Annotated in this window: 11 protein-coding genes; 6 read left to right on the top strand and 5 right to left on the bottom strand. The window is 49.4% G+C overall.

Annotation, left to right across the window (positions count from 1 at the left end):
• Nucleotides 1-61: 61 nt before the first annotated feature.
• The 6 genes from NJR55_RS01840 to NJR55_RS01865 are packed head-to-tail and all read left to right on the top strand — an operon-like array spanning nucleotide 62 to nucleotide 13,807.
• Entirely contained in the window at nucleotides 62-1,504 is a 1,443-nt protein-coding gene (locus NJR55_RS01840; protein ID WP_253617335.1) for a hypothetical protein, read from the top strand.
• A gap of 25 nt (nucleotides 1,505-1,529) precedes the next feature.
• Nucleotides 1,530-2,522, top strand: a complete 993-nt coding sequence (locus NJR55_RS01845) for an AAA family ATPase (protein WP_253617337.1) — start codon at nucleotides 1,530-1,532, stop codon at nucleotides 2,520-2,522.
• Nucleotides 2,519-3,424: a DUF58 domain-containing protein gene (locus tag NJR55_RS01850; protein ID WP_253617339.1), complete on the top strand. Its 906-nt coding sequence runs from the start codon at nucleotides 2,519-2,521 to the stop codon at nucleotides 3,422-3,424. The genes NJR55_RS01845 and NJR55_RS01850 overlap by 4 nt, the downstream gene beginning before the upstream one ends.
• Entirely contained in the window at nucleotides 3,421-5,121 is a 1,701-nt protein-coding gene (locus NJR55_RS01855; RefSeq protein WP_253617340.1) for a hypothetical protein, read from the top strand. Before NJR55_RS01850 ends, NJR55_RS01855 begins: the two co-directional genes overlap by 4 nt.
• Nucleotides 5,122-5,132: 11 nt before the next feature.
• On the top strand, nucleotides 5,133-7,682 hold the full coding sequence (locus NJR55_RS01860; RefSeq protein WP_253617342.1) for a VWA domain-containing protein: 2,550 nt from the start codon (nucleotides 5,133-5,135) through the stop codon (nucleotides 7,680-7,682).
• Nucleotides 7,679-13,807, top strand: a complete 6,129-nt coding sequence (locus NJR55_RS01865; protein ID WP_253617344.1) for a tetratricopeptide repeat protein — start codon at nucleotides 7,679-7,681, stop codon at nucleotides 13,805-13,807. Before NJR55_RS01860 ends, NJR55_RS01865 begins: the two co-directional genes overlap by 4 nt.
• 73 nt (nucleotides 13,808-13,880) lie before the next feature.
• Here NJR55_RS01865 and NJR55_RS01870 read toward each other — a convergent pair whose 3' ends face one another.
• The 5 genes from NJR55_RS01870 to alr all read right to left on the bottom strand — a co-directional run bounded on the left by NJR55_RS01870 (nucleotide 13,881) and on the right by alr (nucleotide 20,596).
• The gene (locus tag NJR55_RS01870; protein WP_253617346.1) at nucleotides 13,881-15,440 is read right to left on the bottom strand and encodes a serine hydrolase; all 1,560 of its coding nucleotides are present in this window, start codon (nucleotides 15,438-15,440) and stop codon (nucleotides 13,881-13,883) included.
• Between the two features lie 30 nt (nucleotides 15,441-15,470).
• Nucleotides 15,471-16,829, bottom strand: coding sequence for an amidohydrolase family protein (locus NJR55_RS01875; protein ID WP_253617348.1), 1,359 nt, complete (start codon nucleotides 16,827-16,829; stop codon nucleotides 15,471-15,473).
• 149 nt (nucleotides 16,830-16,978) lie between these two features.
• Nucleotides 16,979-17,980, bottom strand: a complete 1,002-nt coding sequence (gene cydB, locus NJR55_RS01880) for a cytochrome d ubiquinol oxidase subunit II (protein WP_253617351.1) — start codon at nucleotides 17,978-17,980, stop codon at nucleotides 16,979-16,981.
• A 3-nt stretch (nucleotides 17,981-17,983) separates the two neighbouring features.
• Entirely contained in the window at nucleotides 17,984-19,372 is a 1,389-nt protein-coding gene (locus NJR55_RS01885; protein WP_253617353.1) for a cytochrome ubiquinol oxidase subunit I, read from the bottom strand.
• A gap of 132 nt (nucleotides 19,373-19,504) precedes the next feature.
• Nucleotides 19,505-20,596: an alanine racemase gene (gene alr, locus NJR55_RS01890; protein WP_253617356.1), complete on the bottom strand. Its 1,092-nt coding sequence runs from the start codon at nucleotides 20,594-20,596 to the stop codon at nucleotides 19,505-19,507.
• Nucleotides 20,597-20,696: the final 100 nt, after the last annotated feature.

The raw sequence follows: 20,696 nt of genomic DNA on the forward strand, positions 1-20,696 counted from the left end.
TTTTTAACGGCGTAAGGTTGCTGCAAGACTGCTGCGCTTTAATGGCTCGACACCAACAGTAATGAAATACACGCAGGGTATACAGATGGCGCTTAACGATAGCTCACAAGTGCGACAGCAACTAGAGCGGCTAATTCAACAAGGCCGACGTCAGTTACGCCATGTCGCATTGCGTAGAGCAATACAACAGGCATGGCCGGCGCTGCTGCTGAGTACCCCGACGGTGCCGTTGGTAGCGTTACTCTATAGATTTTGGCAGCCACTACCTACCAGCCATTGGTTTGTTGTTGCCTTCGCTTTGCCTGTCATTATAGGTCTGTTAGTTGGGTGGCTAAATTACGACCGACAAGCTATCGACCGACGCTCAGTGCTGATGCAATATCAACGGCATTTGCAAGCGGCTGATGGTTTAACGACAGCAGATGAATTTTTGCAGCAGCGAGAGCCGTTGTCAGCTTTCCAGCAGGCGGCGATAAAGCAAACGCTACCGGTTATCGAAAAAGCATTAAGCAGCTCGATTGTTGGCACCCGAGTCAGTAGCAAACTGTTGTGCTGGCGTTATTGGCCCATGTTGCCGATTGCCTTACTAATCACCGCGCTAGCATGGTTGATGCCAATACGGCTTGCTCAACCCGCTCTAACCGATGCGGCTATGACTGCTAGCAAGCAGCATTCACAGCCGAGGGATACGGCTGCGAATGCGACCTCTAGTAAGACTGAGCGAATCAACAATAGTGCACCAAACAACCAAGATAGTGGAGCTTATAAGGCTGACAGCAGTCGGATACGACTACAACCCGGCGATACTGCGCAGCAACTATCACAGCCAACAGCCTCCACAAACAATTTTGCAGGACAATCCGAAAGTACAATGTTGACTCAACCTGTCGGCGATACTCAGGTGCAACAAATAGATACTAACAAGGAGCTTGCGTCAGTGTCGCAGTCATCCACTAGCAACAACGACAACGAAAATGTTGTGGAACAACAAACATCAGCAGCTTTAAAATCATCCAATAGTGCTCAAAACGGCGCACTACAACAGACAGGTAATCGCCAGCAACAGCCAACGACAAAACCAACCAGCGGAGCCAATAAATCACCTCAGCGATCACAGCAACAACGTCCGCAGAACCGTCAGTCAGAGCAACAAGGACAGCAGCAAGGTCGCGACCCGGGTAATTCAGGCGAGAAAGGTCAACGCACCGATAATAATGATGGCATGAAAAAAAGTCACGGTGTACACAGTTTATTATTGACGGTGCCTATGCTGGATCAGTTGTTAGGTCAGCAAAGCTCAGGCCCACAAACACAACAACAGCTACCGGCGTCATTATCTGCGCCACAGCAATCAGATAGCGCGACACAAACACGACCTGCCTACCGTGGAGATGTCGGTTTGGTGCCGCAGACGGCAAATTCGGCTCAAGAACAACAGTTGCTGCAACAGTTTTTTGACCGCACCCCCCAAGCTGGGGCAGACACAAATCAGCAGAATAACTAGAACCGCATTTTACAGAGGGTTAAACATGACAGTAGCTATAACAACATCAGACAGCATTACCGAATTTCAACAGCTATTTGACCGTATTCGCGACGAAGTTGGACAAGTTATGGTTGGTCAACAAGCGGTTATTGATAGCGTACTGACAGCCTTATTTGCAGGTGGTCACGTGCTACTGGAAGGTGTTCCCGGGCTGGGTAAAACCATGTTGATCAGTACCATCAGTCGCGCTGTCGATCTACCATTCTCACGAATCCAGTTCACGCCCGATATGATGCCGGCCGATATTCAAGGTTCATCGATGCTGACCGAAACCGCTGACGGAGGTCACGAACTCACCTTTCAACCGGGACCGATTGTTTCGAACTTAGTCTTGGCTGACGAAATCAACCGCGCTACACCCAAGACGCAGTCAGCGTTGCTGGAAGTGATGCAGGAGAAACAAGTAACCGTCGGGCAACGCACTATCAAGCTAGACGAACCTTTCTGCGTGATGGCTACACAAAATCCAGTTGATCAAGAAGGTACTTACCCGTTGCCAGAAGCACAATTAGATCGGTTCTTGTTTAAGTTGGTAGTGGGTTATCCCAGCGAACAGGACTATCACCGGATTATTGACCGCACTACAAGTACCAGCACAACCACCGTCAATGCTGTTGCCAATAGAGACATGCTCAACAAAATGCGATCCGTAGTCCGTAACGTCGCAGTCAGTGATAGCGCTAAACAGCACGCTATTCGTTTAGTCATGGCGACTCAACCCGGCAGCCCCTACGCGACAGATGAAGTCAATCAATATGTCGCTTTAGGCGCCTCTCCGCGAGGTGTTCAGGGGTTAATGCTGGCGGCTAAAGTACAAGCACTACTGGCTGGGCGGAACACGATTATTGATACCGATATAGACATAATTCTATTACCTGTATTGCGCCACCGTTTGGTGCTCAATTTTTCTGCTCAAGCTAAACGAGTAGACGTCGACCAACTGTTGACCAACGTCTTAGAAGGCTTGTCGGCATGAACGCACCGTTGCCATTCGATGAGTTGTTTAACGCCGACTTCTTGAGTCGTTTGCAACACTTATCTCTCCGTCTTAGTCGTGCTCAACGAGGCGGGCGTTTAGCCGAACAACGCACTACGGCTCGCGGTCAGGGACTAGAGTTTGCCGATTATAAACCCTATATCGCTGGCGACGACTTACGTGCCGTTGACTGGCATATTTATAAACGTTTAGGCCGCTTGTTTGTGCGTACTTTTGAAGAACAACAGGACTTGCCCGTTTATTTTTTACTAGACTTATCCGCTAGCATGTTTGTCGAGTCGCCACCACGTATCAACAGCGCGTTAAGAGCCATAATGGCGCTGGCGGCAATAGCCTTAGCCCAGCAGGATAATATTACCTTACTAACCGCTTCAGACTCATTAGAGGTCTCGCTAAAGTCGTTATCGGGCAAAAATAATACCATGCGCGTGGCAACAACCTTAAGTGAATATCAGGCACAAGGCCAGGGACAGTTAGGCGAAGTGTTGAAGCAAGTCAGTCAGTATCCATTACGTCGTGGGCTGCTAGTGGTAGTCTCAGACTTTTTCGACAGCGCAGGCAGTACTGCGGTAGCGCAGCAATTGCAGCAAATACCACATAAATTATTACTATTACAGCTCAGTAAAGATTACGACGCCGATCCGCGTCGATTAGCTGGGCTGAGCGGCGAAGTCAGTCTCGACGACGGCGAACAAGCGCCGCTCAATATCACCATCAATGCCAATTTAATGAACCGCTACCAGCAAGCTTATCAACAACACCAGGACATTCTAACCAAATTTGCCAGCGATTACGGCGCCGGCTTCTTAAAGTTGGACTGCGATACTGATGAACTCGACCAATTATCGGATTTATTGGGCTCGGGGGGGCCGCTATTATGAGTTTAACACTCATGTCTCCATTGGCTTGGTTGTTGGGAGCATTCCTATTAGCGGGCGGTTTGCTCTTGCTGCAGCGTTTGCGAGAGCGATATAAAGCGTTGCCAGTGGCCAACATGGTGTTATGGCAACAGGCACTACAATCAAGTCAAGTGAGGAGTTTATGGCACCGCTTTAGACACTGGTTAACTTATTTATTTATATTGGTTATTGCGCTACTGCTGTGGTTATTGGCAGCGGCTCCGCAATGGTCGGTGAATGATCAGCAAGCGCTAAAGCTTTATTATTTGGACGCATCTGCTTATATGACCGCTGGCAATCGTTTTGCCGAAGCAAAGCACCAGTTATTAGCAGATATCGAGCAGCAACCAGCAGCCAACAGACGTGTGTTGCTAGGTGATTTAGAAACTCGTCTGTTGCTCCGCGAGGATGAACAAAGCGCATTGTTACCGGCACGTTTAGAGACTGTACGGGCACAGCTGCAGCCGTCACGCTTTAGTGCTTGGTTAAGGCAAATTCAACAACAAAATCCGCAACGCCCCCTGCGTGTTTTCTATTACGGTTATCCTACTCAGGCACCGTTGTCAGTTCCGACGACAACATTATTACAAGTGGTAGTTGCGCACGCTAGCGCGCCATTAACAAACAATCAGGGGATCACCAGCTTCGGTAAACAAATAACCGCAGATGGCAAGCACATTCGCGTTTACTTAGAAGTCGCGCAGAGCGATCCAACGGTGACAGCACCAAGGCTGCAGTGGTTTCTTGATGAACGCCCATATCAACCACAGAGAATACAACAGTTAGCCACAACCGAGCCTGGACTGTTGCGCTATGAATTGGTTATACCGCGCAGCTTAGGTTCGCATTTACGGGTGCGTTTGATAACCAACGATAACTTTAGGGGCGACGACCATGCCAGCTTGACAATGACCGATAGCACACCGTTGCGCATAGTTTTGAGTGAACAAGCACCCAAATTATTTATGCGTGTCCTTGCTGCCGATCCAGGCTTACAACAGGTCTCTGATGCAGAACAAGCTGATGTTGCGGTGCGTAGGAGCGGGGAGGCCAAAAGCGACTTACCAACTTGGGTGATAGGGGCACCAACAACAACTCCTAGCCTAAGTTTTGCGAGTAACTCAGCACGAACATCAGTTTCCTCGCCAGAAACCATGTTACAACAAGTGTTCGGCTTTGATGTCGCGACTTTAACACAACGACTTGGCCAACCGCCGAGCTTATCCTGGCAGCCGCAGAATAAATCGTTATATGGTCAGAGACAGTTGTTAATGAGTCCCGACTGGTTACAGCAAAAAAGCGATATTGTCGATTCCGCCACCTTTCCATTACTGATTTCCAGGGGTCTGAATTGGCTGGCCAATAGACAGTCGTTGAGTTACGCAAAAATCGCTGAGCAACCGACGTTACCGGTCAACGCTCAAGGCGAACTTCAGTTAAAACCTTTTTTTACCAGAACTACCGGGCAAAAGTGGCAACAGCAGACGCTCAATCCGGCATTACTTGAGATGCCGTTAACCGCACTAAAAACGACGGCTACGGCCGAGGCGCTGGCAGCTGTTGCTAGCGATGTCGACAGCGTTAAGCCGCATCGACCACTGGCAAATTACTTATTGTTGTTGGTATTGCTGCTTTTGGCTGTCGAGTGGTTAGCCGTACAACGCGGCTGGATACCTTAGGAGTAACCGTTGTGAATATCACTTTTTCGCATCCATTGTATGGCTTATTATTGCTATTAATACCTCTGCTGTGGTGGTTCGCCGCGGCTACCACCGACTGGCGGAAAAAGCTATTACGTAGCGTTTTGCTAAGCTGCATCATCGTAGCCTTAATGGAGCCGGTTGGATTATTTGCGCAACTCCGATCAACACAAGTCTTTATTTGGGATAACAGTCCCAGCGTAACAACAGCACAACAACAGGAAGCGCGAGCGTCGATCGAGCAGAAATTAGCACAGTTGACAGATAGCGATAACGCTGTAGTGATTCAATTGCATCCGTCGCAGCAGGATTTCCCAGTCAGCACCCTGACAATAGCCAGCCAATCCTCAATCACAGACTCTTCGTCATCCTTATCTATGGCTCTCGAACTGGCATTACAACAAATACCTGTGGGTGAGATGGGGGCAATCACCCTGTACAGCGATGGACATGCTACCGATAGTCACTGGCAATCAGCGATCACACAACTTCAGGAGCGCAATATCCGTTTGCACACAGTGGCTTTGCAAAGTCGTTCTCAAACACCTTTCATCGCCGCCTTAAAGGTTAGTGACGCTCGAGTCACTCAACGCGTAAAGGTTGCGGCGAACCTTGCAGGTGATGTCAGCTTATTAAATGTGGATACAGTACAACTGTCGTTATATCAGCTTGCTGAAAGCAAGGCTACAACGCGCCATCCATTAAAGCTGCTGGCACGCAGTCCAGCCTATGACATCAATGATAGCGATTCTTTACCGGCATCCTTGACACTGTCATTCGTGGCGCCACAAGCCGATTTTATACCGGTATTGGCGCGGCTCGAAAATGCACAGGACGGCTCACCACTGACGTCTGACCCACAGCAACAATGGCACGATGTAATTGCTATTCAACCGCCCTTACCTCTACTACATATCGGCGATAGTTCAGCGCATGAGTCACTAGAACGGCTACTTGGCCCCGGGTTTCAGGTGACAACTCAACAGCCAGAGCAATTCCAGGGGGTCGCCGATAATGCTCTGGTACTGTTGAATAATGTTACCGCATCACGTTTTAGCAAGAACTCGCAACAACGGCTGTTACAGTCGATAGAGCAAGGTACTGGATTATTTGTTAGTGGCGGTCAGCGTGCTTTTGTCGACGACAACTTTGCCAGCAGTACGTTAGCGCCCGCACTACCAGTTCGCGTTCCACCCCAGCAAACACTGAATCAGGACAGCATTGCGCTAGCCATCGTCATCGACAGCTCTGGTTCAATGATGGGAGACCCTCTACGTCTGGCGAAACAAATGGCGCGTTTGGCAGTACAGAAGTTAAAACCATCCGATCAGGTTGGGGTAGTAGAGTTTTACGGTGCCCGGCAGTGGGCAGTACCCATGCAGTTAGCTGAGCATGCAGAACTTATCGAACGCAGTATCGGCAAAATGCAAGCACAAGGCGGTAGTACCTTATTTCCGGCAATTGAAGAAGCCTACTTTGGACTGAAGAATGTTACCGCCAGATATAAGCACTTATTAGTGATCAGCGATGCAGGCGTTGAAGAAAATAATTATCGTCAATTACTTAAGCACATCGTTAGTGAAAACATTACGGTGTCCACTGCATTAGTGGGCTCCAATCAGGAAGGCGAGCAGCGTATGGTCGATTTAGCACGCTGGGGACATGGTCGTTATTACAGCATAAACAATGACTTTGACATGGTGCAGCTAGACTTTAATGCGCCGCAGTTAACACCCGATGAGATCTATCAACAAGATCAATTCAATGTCTCTTTACATAGGAACGACTGGTGGCCGAAAGCGCTAACACCGCCGCCGTTGCGGGGCTTTATAAAAGCCGACAAGCGTCTTGCAGCGACTACCCTGGCCAGTGTTGCTCAACAACCGTTATTAAGTAGCTGGCAGTACGGTTCGGGCCGGGTCACTACTCTATTAACGGAAATACTGGGGACTGGCAGCGAGACTTGGTCGGACTGGCCGGACTATGGCAATTGGTTGGCACGAGCGTTACAACATACGGCGCAACAACAACAGCCTTATCAAATGACGCTGCAACGACAATTTTCTCAGTTACGAGTTGATATTACAGCTAACCAAGCGAATGCTTTGCCACCACAGCTCAGCCGCGTTAGCGCTGATGGCAGCCTGATTACCGAGCCTCTAACGCGACGAGCCCCACATCATTGGGTGGCAATACTTGAACAACCAAGCAGTGAGGCCGCGCGCTTAATTCTGCAGCAAGGTGGCTGGCAGCAGTTCGCAGCACAGCGAGCCGATGCTGACTTACACGCTGAATTACAGGTCGCCAATTGGCAAAAACTGTCCTTGCCAGCCTTAGCCGAGGCGGGCCAGGGGCAATATTGGTCGACAGTAAGTGACACGTTATTAGGGCAATCCTTACAACGTCAGCAGGGACAACGCGCGGTAGTCCTTTGGCCTTGGTTAGCGTCGTTAGCTCTGATCTTGTATTTGCTAGATATTTTATACCGTCGCTGGCCAGCATCCTGGACGCGTAATGGGCGTTGGAGAGTTAGAAAATGAGACTGAATCAGAGCAAGTTACTAATCACCTTAACCACTCTCTTTTTATGGAGCAGCTCGTTGAACGCAGCTACATCGACGGCTGGCGAAGTAGCTGTTGAAGAGCTATTACAACAAGCTCAGCAAACGTCATTAACATTAGCGACACTTGATAACTGGTATCGACAACAAGTCAGTCAGGGGACATCAGCAAAGAGGATACAACAGCGCTTACAAGATCATCGGCAGCATGCAAAAAATAAACCTGAACAAGCGATAATTTGGTTAGCAAGCGCAGTCATTCACTGGCAGCAGGGTGAGCTAACAGCAGCACAACAAAGCGTGGCGAAAGCTCTTGAGCAACACTCCAGCGCTGTAGGTTACCATTTATCAGCGCAGTTAGCCGAGGCCAAAGGCTTAAGTAAACAAGCGATAACAGCTTATCGACAGGCGTTAAAACTAGGTACTGAAGACACTCAGCAGCAACAGATTCAACAACGTTTAGCTTTACTTGAGGGCGGTGATCAGACATTGCTGGACTTGGCTAAGCGAACTACAGCTACAGGAGTATCTTCCCAATCGCAACGACAGCGCATTGCCGAGGTATTGGCTCTACAAGGAGAGACAGAGCGAGCGTTAAACTTAAGCGGGATCGAACAACAATTAGGCGTAAACGATCTGATGCAACGAGCCGATTGGGCATTAGCTGCTGATGCCAGTGAGCAGGCTAAAGAGTATGCCTGGCGCGCATACCAGCAGGCCAGCAGTAGCGACGACAAGCGCTACGCATTAGCACTTTTTAGCGAAGCTTATCGCATACAGGACGAGTTGGCTGCGGCATACGAGTTTCTGCATAGACAATCAACACAGGTTGACATTGAGCAGTTAAAAATCGATATCTTACTTGAATTACAGCGCTACCCGGAAGCAACCCAATTGGTACAACAGTCCGGTGACCCTAAGTTACGTCAGCAACTGTTGGGTATTCTTGAAATAGCCGGCGATAAAGAAGCAATGATAGCCGAATATCAGCGCTTGATTAAAGCTTATCCTGAACAGCCTCAATGGTCGATTGGTGTGGCTGATCTCTACCTGAATCGCGGTCAACAGGAAGCCGCTTTGGCGGTTTATCAACGACTTATTGAGGGCAATCCGGAAAACAGTGATATAATCACGGCTGCAGCACGCCAACTAGTAGCCGTATCTTTAGATAATGAGGCGTTAACGTTGGTTGAAAAAACTAAGAATCAACAGGCTATCATTGATGTTCATTTTGCTCTGTTAGAGCGCTTTTTAAGATCGGAACAGCGACAACAAGCGCTGTCACAGTTGAGGCTGCTGGATAAACTCTTGGCGGTCGACAATGACAGACGTTTTGATATAGCTGATGGTTATCAACGCTTAAATGAGTTAGATCTCGCTTTAACCATTCTGCAGAACTTGAAAACTCAACGCCGTTTTAGTTATGACCAACAGCTGTACCTTGCCAATATTGCCGCGCAAGCTGGGCACTATCAGTTAGCAATGGATAACTGGCGCGAGCTGTGGGCCAAGGAGAGTTTACCAGCGCGGAAAAACTATTTAACCCAACAGATGATTCAGCAGGCCAAGCAACGACAACAGCTTGACCAACTAATCCAACAGCAGCAACACCGTGTTGCGCAAAAACCGAATAACGAACAACAGATCGACTTACTCGTTGAAATGTACTTAGCGGCAGGAAACAAGGCTGCTGCAGAACGAAAGTTACGCGATTTTAGTCGATTACAGAAGGATTCCGAGACACAACGATTAGCACGCCTGGCCAAGCTCTATTTACGGATGCAGGCATACCCGCGCTATGAACAAACATTGCAGCGTCTGATGGAGCTCGAACCGGAAACTGCCACTGATTACTGGCGACAACTAGCACTAAGTCGTATCCATCATTCGTCGTCAGAAAACAGTACTGAGCAGGCCAAAGGGTTGGCAGAACTGATAGACAAGTATCCAGAACCGGATGAAAGGAGCATTGATGAGGAATTCATTGCTAACTTATATTTAATGGCAGGTTTGAACGAAAAGGCCGAGCATTATTATGAAAAAATGACCGCTAGCTCTGCTGATAACCTGGAACAATTACAGCAATGGCTAGAGCTTTTGAAGCAACGCGGAGAATTTGAGCGCGCGGCGGCTATACTGCAGTACATCGGCGTCAATAGTAACCGTCGGCAGAATTTTTATGCTGCAATGGATGGCATATTGAGCCTCACCTCCAGTTCATCGGCAACCGCTTCTGACCAATACCAACTGCGTCGCACACAACTGTTACGTTGGAGTAAGCGACAGTTACTTGTGCACATGCTTCAGCAAGATAATGATGCTTATGGCTTGTCACTATTGAGTGATATTGCCCAGCAATTAGGCGACTACGATTTGGTTTTCCGAGTCCAGAGGACACTGGTTGTTGATGCGGGTGAGCAGCGAGGCATGCAACTAAGACAGTTGATTAAGCTGGCATCTGAGCAGAAACAGAATGATGGATCACAAACAGCTCGTCTTGGGGATTTAGGAGAAAAAGTTCGTTACGGACGCCGTTTAATAGCCTTAAAACAAGCCTTTCCCGCCGAAGTCTATGCTGATATTGGACGCGCATTACTAGCTGTGGGGGATGCCCCGGGAGCCGAACGCGCCTTTGCGTTAATGAATAGCATTCAAGGCTTGGTTGATGTCGATCGCATTAAAGGTGACGCGTACGCCAAAGGCGATTACGTGAATAAAGCTCTAGCCAGCTATAGTCGCTCTCTATTGCGCCAGAAAGATGATTTAAAGTTACTCTCGCAAACTGCCATTTTGCATGAACGCCTAGGTCATCGTGAGCTAGCCCGCCATTGGTATCAACAAGGATTGGAGCTGTTGGTGCAACAACAACCGATAAAAGCGTCGACTTTGGCCGGAGGGCAAACCCTGAGCATGTTCCATTATAAAGATACGTTACTCGAAGGGTTATTACTTAATTGGCCAACCGACAACCAGCAGGCACAAGCTTTATTACAGCGCTGGCGGGATCTCGTTTTACATGCCGTTGATGACAGCCTGGCGACAGCTCCTGATAGTGACTATGCATCACTGTCACGATTACCACAGGCGCTACATATCTATCAGCAGATAGTGCCGCAAGCTGCAGATGCAGGGCATATCGAGCCGCTTATGACAGAACTACAAGACGCCTTCCCGTCGAGTCAGCTACTCGCTAAATCATGGCAAGAGTATCGTCGTCGATACGGATTAGCGAGTGTCTCTGATAACAAACGTTGGCCATTAAAACAGTTGTTGCAACAAGCAGAAGACCAACAACAGCTGGATTTGCGTTTTGCGTTGGCAATGCTGCTGGACGACGATAATCAATTACAAGCGCTGTTGGACGACGTTATTGTCCAATTTCAGCAGCGCTCCGGTAATTCTCGAAAAGCCGTAACAAAACTGTTAGATGTCATTGCTAATTGCGTGCAACAATTGCCGCAGCAACGTTTTAAAACATGGGTTTATCAACCCCTACAAGCGTTACCGGAAGCAGAAAAGTTGTGGTTCGCATTGTTATTACAGCATCCACAAATCTACAGCGACGTTGAAAACTTCTTGTCTCTGGAGCTGCTAAACCAGCAAAATTTACTGGCACAGTTAGCTCAACATGACGTTGACCAGGCACTTGTTACCTCTGACGCAAATACTGATGATATTGCCGATTATCTGCTCGAGCATATTGATGCGGCACAGCTGGTGACGTTTTATGTGACGTTATCGACGTTGCCACAAGACAGAACCTTGCAGGCCTACTTATCCGATAGCTTGTTGCCGCGCTTATTAACAATCCCTTTGACTGAACCTTCACAGCAGCAGTTGTTGGCAGCACTCAGTAACAGACTAGCAACCCCGGCAATGAATAGTAATCAACTTTATCACTTGATCAATGTAATGGTACAGCCACAGATACCATCTCAAAACCAACCATTAATAAGCGATTTAACCAATTTATTGGCTGCTCAACAGCCAGCGCTGCGGGCGTTGCCTGATTTTATTCAGGCGTTCTATCAACAGCGATATTCGGAAGCCTTTCAGCAATTGTTGGTGCTACAAGGACAAAACAGTACCAACAACCTGTGGAGACAAATTGCGCAACAGCATTTAGCTGCCCAACGCGAGCAATATATCGAGCAGTTTCTTGCGCAGAGCTCAGTTAATGAGGAACAGTTACAGCTGTTTGAACAGCTGATTTTAACTGAAACGAAAGCGCCGGGAGAAAGACTAAACTACTATCAGCACTTGTATAGACTACAGCCCGAACAGACACACTATTTAATAAAGCTGCTGGATCTTTATTGGCAACAGCAAACTTATGCTCCTTTTATCGCTTTAATGGAGGACTATGTTGATCAGCACGGTGAAGATAGCGATGCCAAAGCGGTGTTATTTTATGCCTACCAGGTCGCGCAGCAGGAACCAGAATCGCTAGAGCTAGCAGAGCGCAGTAGTATAGATTTTGTCGATAATAGCTGGCTAAAACAGCAGTTCAATAAAGTGTCTGCATCAAATAGTCAGCAGAGTGGTTTTATCTCTTTGTTCGTTAAAGTATTTTCTCGATTTTCTCTCGAGAACCCCCAGCATGCTGCTGTAGCTTATGTGCAAAGCTTGACTAATTCTCAACCGAGCACAGCACCTTATGCAGAAAATGTAAAAATGCAAAAATTAGCTAAGCGGCTAAAACAAAATGAGCAGCTGGGTTTGGGCCTATGGCGACAAATCTGGCGGGAAAGTGACAGCATGCCGCTAGCACGACAAATTTTACTCAATAGTTATTACAACGTGTCAGGCTCGGCACAACAACTCTATCCGCTCGCAGAGGCTAGTCAGCTCGTCGATTTATTTACACCGGTTGACCAATTCCCGCAGGATGATTTGATGACCATGATGGCCTCTACGCAGTCGGGTAGCGAAGAGTTACTAAACAATTTGAAACTCACCGATGTGATATTCCGTTCGACCGCGCAAAGCCTTTATGAACGGATAGTAATTGGCTTGCAACAACAGCAGCGAGCCGAAGCGACACAAGAACATTTACAGCAGCAACTGCAAACGGATGATATTAGCGCCCATCAATTACAGTTATTGGGTACCTTAGTAGTCAGACAACAACTAGCGCTTGATACGCAGACGTTAAACCACTGGTACCGTGCGCTTAAGCGTTTCCCTTATCAAGGTGCTGAACAACGTATACTTTATGCGCAGGTATTAGCTCTGGGGGGAGCTTATGACGACTCATCGGCTTTTTTGGAGGCAGCTTTACTGCAGTTAATTTATCCCGATACAACTCAACAGCGCTACCGTCAGCCTAAATACGGACAAGCTAGTGCTATCACTATCGCCGCAGCGTTAGCTCAGTGGGAGGATCGAGAGGCCGCGGCAACGACATTGAAACGACTGTATGAAATAATAGCGCAACAGCAACGTGACGATTTGGCGCGGGCTTTACTCGCACAATTCCGGTTACAAGTGGCACTACAACAGGGGGCTAACAATGCCGACGTTGAATGGTTACCAACGTCCGATGCCGGCGATCTACCTGGTCAGGGCGAAGCGCGTATCGTGGCGGCCTTAGTGAAAGCGCGACAAGCCTTGCCCGAGCAACAGACGAGGCAAGTATTGAAAGCGTGGCAGATTGCGATTAACGAAGCTACAGTACAAGCCGTTAAGTTATCAAACCGGGATTTCCATCCGATAAATGGCGACGCATTGCGGTTACAAGAATTATTATTTGGTAGCATCCAACGACTGAGTTTCGGCGATCCTTTTAGCGTATTAAATGGTACCTTTGCGCAGTTATTCCTAACCACTCCCTACGCCCCTGAAAAATCGCATTGGTCGGCACTGGCAAAAGCATTGAGCGCTGAAAAAACGCTATCAACAGTAGAGCGTGCCTACATGGAAATGTGGTTGGCATCAGCTTTTTGGCAAAGTGCTGATGAGAAACAAGGCCATAAGTGGAGCGATCTCGCAATGAAGACCCTGAAACAACAACCACAAAGTTTTATCCATGATATTAAGATGCAGTTTAATGCAGTGACAGAACATCTCCAGCGCAAGTCGTCTGACTCTACAACCGACAACTAAACTCTATGACGAGTTAAGAAAAGGCTGAAGATTCTGAAAATAGGCAGCCAGGGCTTTCTGGCTGCCTATTATTTTAATCGGCGGTTTCCGGCTTCTGTTTTTTCAAATTCAGGTTATGAAAATCAAAACTGAAATCAGTATAAGCCGCTACGGCCTCCAGCGTTGCACTGTGCACTTCATTATTGCGGTTCACGCTAAAGTCGATAAACGCATCAGCCTCCAGTAACGGCTCGTTCCAGCGCACGATAAAAGTGTCATCATTATAATGCTCTAGGGTGCCCTGCAGCATCGGGGTGTGAATAAAGTTAATGCGCAGTTTGTCCTGCTCGTAGCTAATTTCTACCTCGCCATACCAGGCGTCATTGTAAGTACCGGCGTAGCTTTGTAGCGGCAGCGCGGCTCTTATTTCTTCGGGCTCCTCTACAACAAACTCGGCTTTTCTTTTCATAAAGGCCTGATATTTTTGCTGCTCTTCCTCCACCCAGTCGCGGTCGGGTAAATTCAGCAAGTCTTCTAAAGCTTCTTCGGTAATTGCGCTTAAACCACCAAAGGCCTGCTGGTTACTCAGCACCACCATGCCAAAGTTCTTTTCAGGTATGAGAGTGGTCAGCGACAACATGCCCAGAATACCGCCGCTGTGATACACCCGCTTTACGCCCTGGTAGTCCTTTACGAACCAGCCCATGCCGTAGCCACCAAAATACGTGCCTTGTTCAGCAGCTTCAGGTGATGTACTCAACGGTGTCGTTAACTGCCACATAGCCTGTTGCGAGGCTTCTGAAAAGAGGCGCTCACCCGATGGACTCACGCCGCCCTGCAACTGAGTGATCAGCCAGTTACTCAAATCATCAACACTTGCTGCGGTCGCGCCTGCTGCACCAAAATCTTCAAGAAAGTCGAGCGGAAAGCGATGCAGCTCGCCGTTCATTTCAATGGTACCTACCGCGACGTTGTTATTGCTTTTTGGTATATGCGAAAACCCGACCACACTTTCATTCATATTCAGCGGTTCAAAAAAGGTTTTCTCAATGTAATCTCGGTACGGCATGCCAGTAACACGGTGAATAACCTCGCCGGCGGTCAAAAACATTAGGTTGTTGTAGGCAAAACCTTCGCGCAAACCATGTTCAATGGGCACATGCGCTAGCCCGGCAATAATGTCGCTGGTGGACTTGTCCGTATTAGGCCAAATCATTAAGTCACCCGCACCCAGACCAAGACCCGAACGATGACTCAAAATATCGCGTATTGTTAAAGATTGAGTTATAGCGGGGTCGGCCAGACGAAACTCAGGAATGTAGTCTATAACTTTGTCGTCCCAGTTTAGTTTCCCCTGCTCTACCAGCGTTGCCATAGCGGCTGCGGTAAAGGCTTTGGTGTTTGAGGCAATACCAAACAGTGTATTGGCGTTCACCAGCGCGCCGCTGTCTATATCACGCACGCCAAAGCCTTCAGCTAAAATCACTTCGCCGTCTTTAACCGCAACAACGGCCAGACCCGGAATGTTAAACGCCTCCAGAGTTTCCTCGGCGGTATTGCGAATGCTGTCTGCGCTTTGTGCCCAAACAGGTGCACTGGCCAGCAAAGTAATGCCAAGCGAAACTGAACTTAATACTTTAAATAACGGTTTCATTTATTGGTTCCTTATTATTATCAGTAGCCGTTAATCAGCGTAAGTCGCACGAATTTCCTCAACCTTCTTATCAATAGCTTCTCGACTCAGCCACTTCCCGCGCACCATAACCCCTTGGTTCTCGCGCAGGGTATCTGGATTCTCCAGAGGGTTATCCTTTAACAAAATAAAGTCAGCCCGGTGTCCGGCAGCAATGCGTCCAAAGGTATCCTGTTCGGCAAAGTAGTCGCCGGCCGCTACCGTGGCCGAACGCAAAATATCAACCATAGGTATACCCGCTTCTGACATCAGGCGTATTTCGTGGTGTATGGAGTAACCAGGAACACTAAACAACTGCGGCGCATCGGTTCCAAAAATGATTTCCGCGCCGCCTTCGTGCAGGGCATGCAATAGCTTTTGCCGATTTTCCTGCTGCACTTGCGCCTGTTCCTGATTAAAGTAACTGCTGGGGTTATCGTAATAGTTTAGCCAGCCTTCCCGGACGGCCTTGGGTACCAACTGAATTTCCGGGTACTCTTTCAATTTGTCGGGATCAGCCGCACCTATCAGGGTTTTCCATAAGGCCTGGGTGGGCACAACCGCAACGTCGTGTTCCAGCGTCATAGAAACCAGCAAATCGAGCTCGTCCTGCGTTATTTCTCTGTTCATAGCATTAGCGTAAGCGAGATAACCGTCCAGGTGGTCAATGGTTCTCTGCCCCGCTTCCATGGCGCGTTTTAATCCGACATCTGCCGGCACATGCCCGGCAAAATCCATACCCGCCTGCCGAGCCGTACTTGCCATGGCCTCATACTCTTCAAGGGTTAACCCGGGGTGCACTTTCAGTAAGTCCCACCCTTCATCGCGTTGTGATATAACCCGCTCAGTTACCTGTTCAACCGACTCTATGGTATTGCCACTGAAGCTGGGGCCGGCCAAATATAACGTTGGACCCTGTCGCTTACCAGATTCAATATCGGACTTAAGCTGCAACTGGTGCGGATAACCCAGCATGCCACGCACCGTTGTTACACCATTGGCAACGTACAAAAACAACATGTCGTCGGCGTAGCGTTTGGGGAAGTCACCAAAGTCTGTTGCCGGCGGCACATGACCGTGCATTTCTGCCATGCCTGGTAAAACGTATTGCCCTTCGGCATCAATGACCTGCGTGTTGTCGTCAAAAGCCGGGGCTTCAGCGTTCGAAAACACACCGCTGATGTATCCGTCATTAACCACCAGTGTTTGTTGGTCAATGACATTGGGCTCGCCCTTAAGCCAGTCAACAAGGGTGACGTTTTTAATCACGTAATCTGCGCTGCGAGTGCCATTACTCTGGGGCTCTGCGTTGTTGCAAGCGGATAAAAATAAGGCCGCAACGGATGCGGCCAGAAGGTGAGTCAATTTCATTTTGGTTGCCTCCGGCGTCAAGTCTGCCTTTAGCCTAGCGCAAGCTTAGAGTAAAGCCCAGCGGATAAGGCCACCCACTAAGGTGACCGCCAGTACACCCAGGCACCATAACCCCACAAACCACAGCCACTTTTTAAATACAGGCTTCATCAGTCGTGGTATCCGCTGTCAGGGTCAACCTTTCCGCGGAATACCCAGTAGGTATAACCGGTGTAAGCGAAGATCATCGGCAACAGGAACACAGCACCCACAAGTAAGAACTTCAGGCTGTTGTCCGGCGCTGCGGCTTCCCACAAGGTAATACTGCGGGGTACCAGGTACGGGAATATGCTGACCGCGAAGCCGGTGTAAGCCAGCAGGAACATACCCAGCCCCCATAGGTAGGGGCGTCCTTCCTGTTTTCTATGCAGCGAGCGCAGTAAACCAATGGTCATCACCGCCAGCAGTATTGGCAAAGCCCACAGGCCAACGGAGGCCGGGTAAGTGAACCAGCGCTCTGCAATAAATGGGTCGACATAAGGTAAGTAAAGGCTCACAAAGGCAATGCAGGCCACCAGCAATATCGTGGTGTACCAGCCGGCTCGGTAGCTTTGACGCTGCAGATCGCCGCTGGTTTTCATCACCAGCCAGGTCGCACCCAGCATCATGTAGCCGATAACCACCGCCACACCGCAGAAAATAGTAAATGGTGTCAGCCAGTCGAACCAGCCGCCGGAGTATTCCCGTCCGGTTACCTGAATGCCCTGCAGCATAGCACCCAGCATAATGCCCTGACTCATGGCCGCTATCAGCGAGCCGGTAATAAAGGATAAGTCCCAGATGCCTTTGGCGCGTTTGGTTTTAAAACGATACTCAAAAGCCACGCCGCGGAAAATAAGCCCCAGCAACATGGCAATAACCGGCATATAAAGTGCCGGCATCAGCACCGAGTAAGCCAGCGGGAAAACCGCCAGCAGACCACCACCGCCCAGCACCAGCCAGGTTTCGTTGCCATCCCAGACCGGCGCCACGGTGTTCATCATCACGTCACGGTCTTCTTCTTTTTTGAACCAGGGAAACAGCAGAGCTATCCCCAAGTCAAAGCCATCGAGTGCGACGTAAGCAAATACGGCGACCGAAATTAATATTGCCCAAATCAGTGCGTAATCCATAGCTTACACCTCCTCATCGTAGATGCGCTCAGCGGCCATGGTGGCTTTATGCTTCGCGTAGTCGGGAATAGTAACCTGCTCCGGGTTCCCCGCCATTTTGCGCAGAATGTAGAAGGTGCCCGCACCAAAAACGAGGAAATACACCACAATAAAGGCTATCAGGCTGCCTGCCACACCAGCTTTATCAATCGGCGATGCCGCATCGGCGGTGCGCAACAGGCCATAGATCACCCAGGGCTGACGCCCAACTTCGGTGACTATCCAGCCGGCAATAACGGCCACGAAGCCCATGGGTCCCATCAATAAACTGAAACGCAGCAGAAGTTTATTGTCGTACAGCTTGCCGCGCAGGCGCTGGAAGCCCGACCAGAGTCCCGCAAGTACCATCAGCATGCCCACGCCGACCATTATCCGGAAAGCCCAGAATACGGTTGCCACCGGCGGCCAGTCTTCCCGCGGGAACTGGTCAAGACCGGTTACTTCTGCATCTATGTCGTGCTTAAGAATAATACTGGCAAGACCGGGCACTTTCAGGGCGTAGTCTACTTCCGCGGTTTCCTGATTCGGCATCCCGAATAAATACAGCGGGGCCCGGGCTTCGGTATGGAAGTGCCCTTCCATCGCCGCCACTTTCGCCGGTTGATGCTCCTGCGTATTCAGTCCGTGGAAGTCTCCGACAAGAACCTGCAGCGGAGCCACAATGAGCGCCATCCACATGGCCATGGAGAACATTTTACGGGCTGCCGCGTTGGTTTTGTCTTTCAGCAAATGCCAGGCACCCACCGCACCGACCACAAAGGCTACTGTCAGGTAGGCTGCCAGCAGCATGTGCGCCAGCCGATAAGGGAAGGACGGGTTAAACACCACCTCAAACCAGTCGGTGACCACGAATTGCCCTACGTCATTCATGGCGTAACCGGCAGGCGTCTGCATCCAGCTGTTTACCGATAAAATCCAGAAGGCAGAAATTGCGGTGCCCACCGCCACCATCAGGGTAGCGAAGAAGTGCAACTTCTCGCCTACCTTATTCATGCCGAACAGCATGACGCCAAGGAAGCCGGCCTCAAGGAAGAAAGCCGTGAGTACTTCGTAACCCATTAGCGGGCCGATAACCGGACCGGCTTTATCGGAAAATACCGACCAGTTGGTGCCGAACTGGTAACTCATAACAATACCGGAGACCACGCCCATACCAAAGGCCACAGCGAAGATCTTCACCCAGTAACGGAACAGCTGCTGGTACACCGGGTTGCGGGTTTTGAGGTACAGGCCTTCGAGAACCGCCAGGTAACTGGCAACCCCGATGGTAAAGGCAGGAAAAATAATGTGAAACGCGATGGTAAACGCGAACTGGAAGCGCGCTAAAAACAGTGCGTCAAAACTTTCGAACATAGCAAGCACCCTTGATTAAGGTTTGTCTCAAGTATACGCTTTTGTTGACAAAGATCAGGGGTGCCGATGTAAAACTTGTAGGATAAATACTAATAAATGCCATACTTTTTGTATGGCTAATGAACGAAAACCCTATACAAGTACTCTGGGAACCCGGCCGCTAACGCCGGTCAGCAAGTGCCAGGAAATAGTATCAGCACGGGCGGCGACTTCTCGCACGTCAATATTAGGGCCCCAAAGCTCGACATCATCACCTAATTGCAGATTTTCAATACCGGTAACATCAATCGTCAGCATGTCCATAGACACACGTCCGGCCAAACCCACACGTTTTCCACGAACCATTGCCGGTGTGTCATTTTTCGCCTGCCTTGGATAACCGTCGGCGTAGCCCATAGCGACTGTCGCTATAACACTGGGTTTATCGGCACTCCAGGCACTGCCGTAACCTACCGACTCACCTTTTTCCAACTGGTGCAGTGCAATAACCGGGGCGACCAAACGCATTGCCGGCTTCAGTTCGGCTTGCACTTCAGTCACCGTAGACGGATTCACACCATAAAGCAGTAAACCGGCTCTGGCCCAGTCATTGTCCTGAAGTGACCACTGAGTATCCGGGTTTAAAAGTCCGGCTGAGTTATGGAAACTCCGTGCCTGATAATCGTTAAGGGTTTCCGACAACTGGCAGAATTGCTGTTTTTGATGGGCGTTTAAACGATGCTCTGCATCGGCGTTGGCTAAGTGCGACATTAAGGTTACACCGGCGACATTCTTGCTGGCACGCAGGCGCTTTAATGCTTGCGGTGCCTGCTCTTCAGACCAGCCTAGCCGGTGCATACCGGTATCCACTTTTAACCAGACCCACAAAGGGCTGGTCAACTGTGCTTGCTCAATGTACTCAAGTTGTTGTTCACAATGCACCACCGGGCTCAACTGATGTTCACAACACAGGTTCAGTTCAGTCGCTGAGAAGCACCCTTCCAATATTACCAAGGGCCCTTTGTAACCGGTTTCACGGACCGCCAACGCTTCTTCCATAAAACCCGCAGCCATGCCATCAACCAGCTCAGACAAGGCTTTAACCGCGGGAGCTACGCCGTGTCCATAACCGTCAGCTTTAACCACGCCCAAAAGTTTACCGCCCGCCATTTTACGACGTACCCACTTAGCGTTGTGCTGTATAGCGGCGGAAGAAATCTCAGCGCGAGTTTGACGGTAGTGCATGGGGTTTCCTTTTTAATTTTCGTCCGGCTTTTCGAAAAGGCCTTCAGTTTACCGTATTTTCCAACAACTTGAACGGAACTCTTTGCATCGCTCCGCAAGC

The sequence above is a fragment of the Idiomarina rhizosphaerae genome, assembly GCF_024159085.1.
Lineage (GTDB): Bacteria > Pseudomonadota > Gammaproteobacteria > Enterobacterales > Alteromonadaceae > Idiomarina > Idiomarina rhizosphaerae.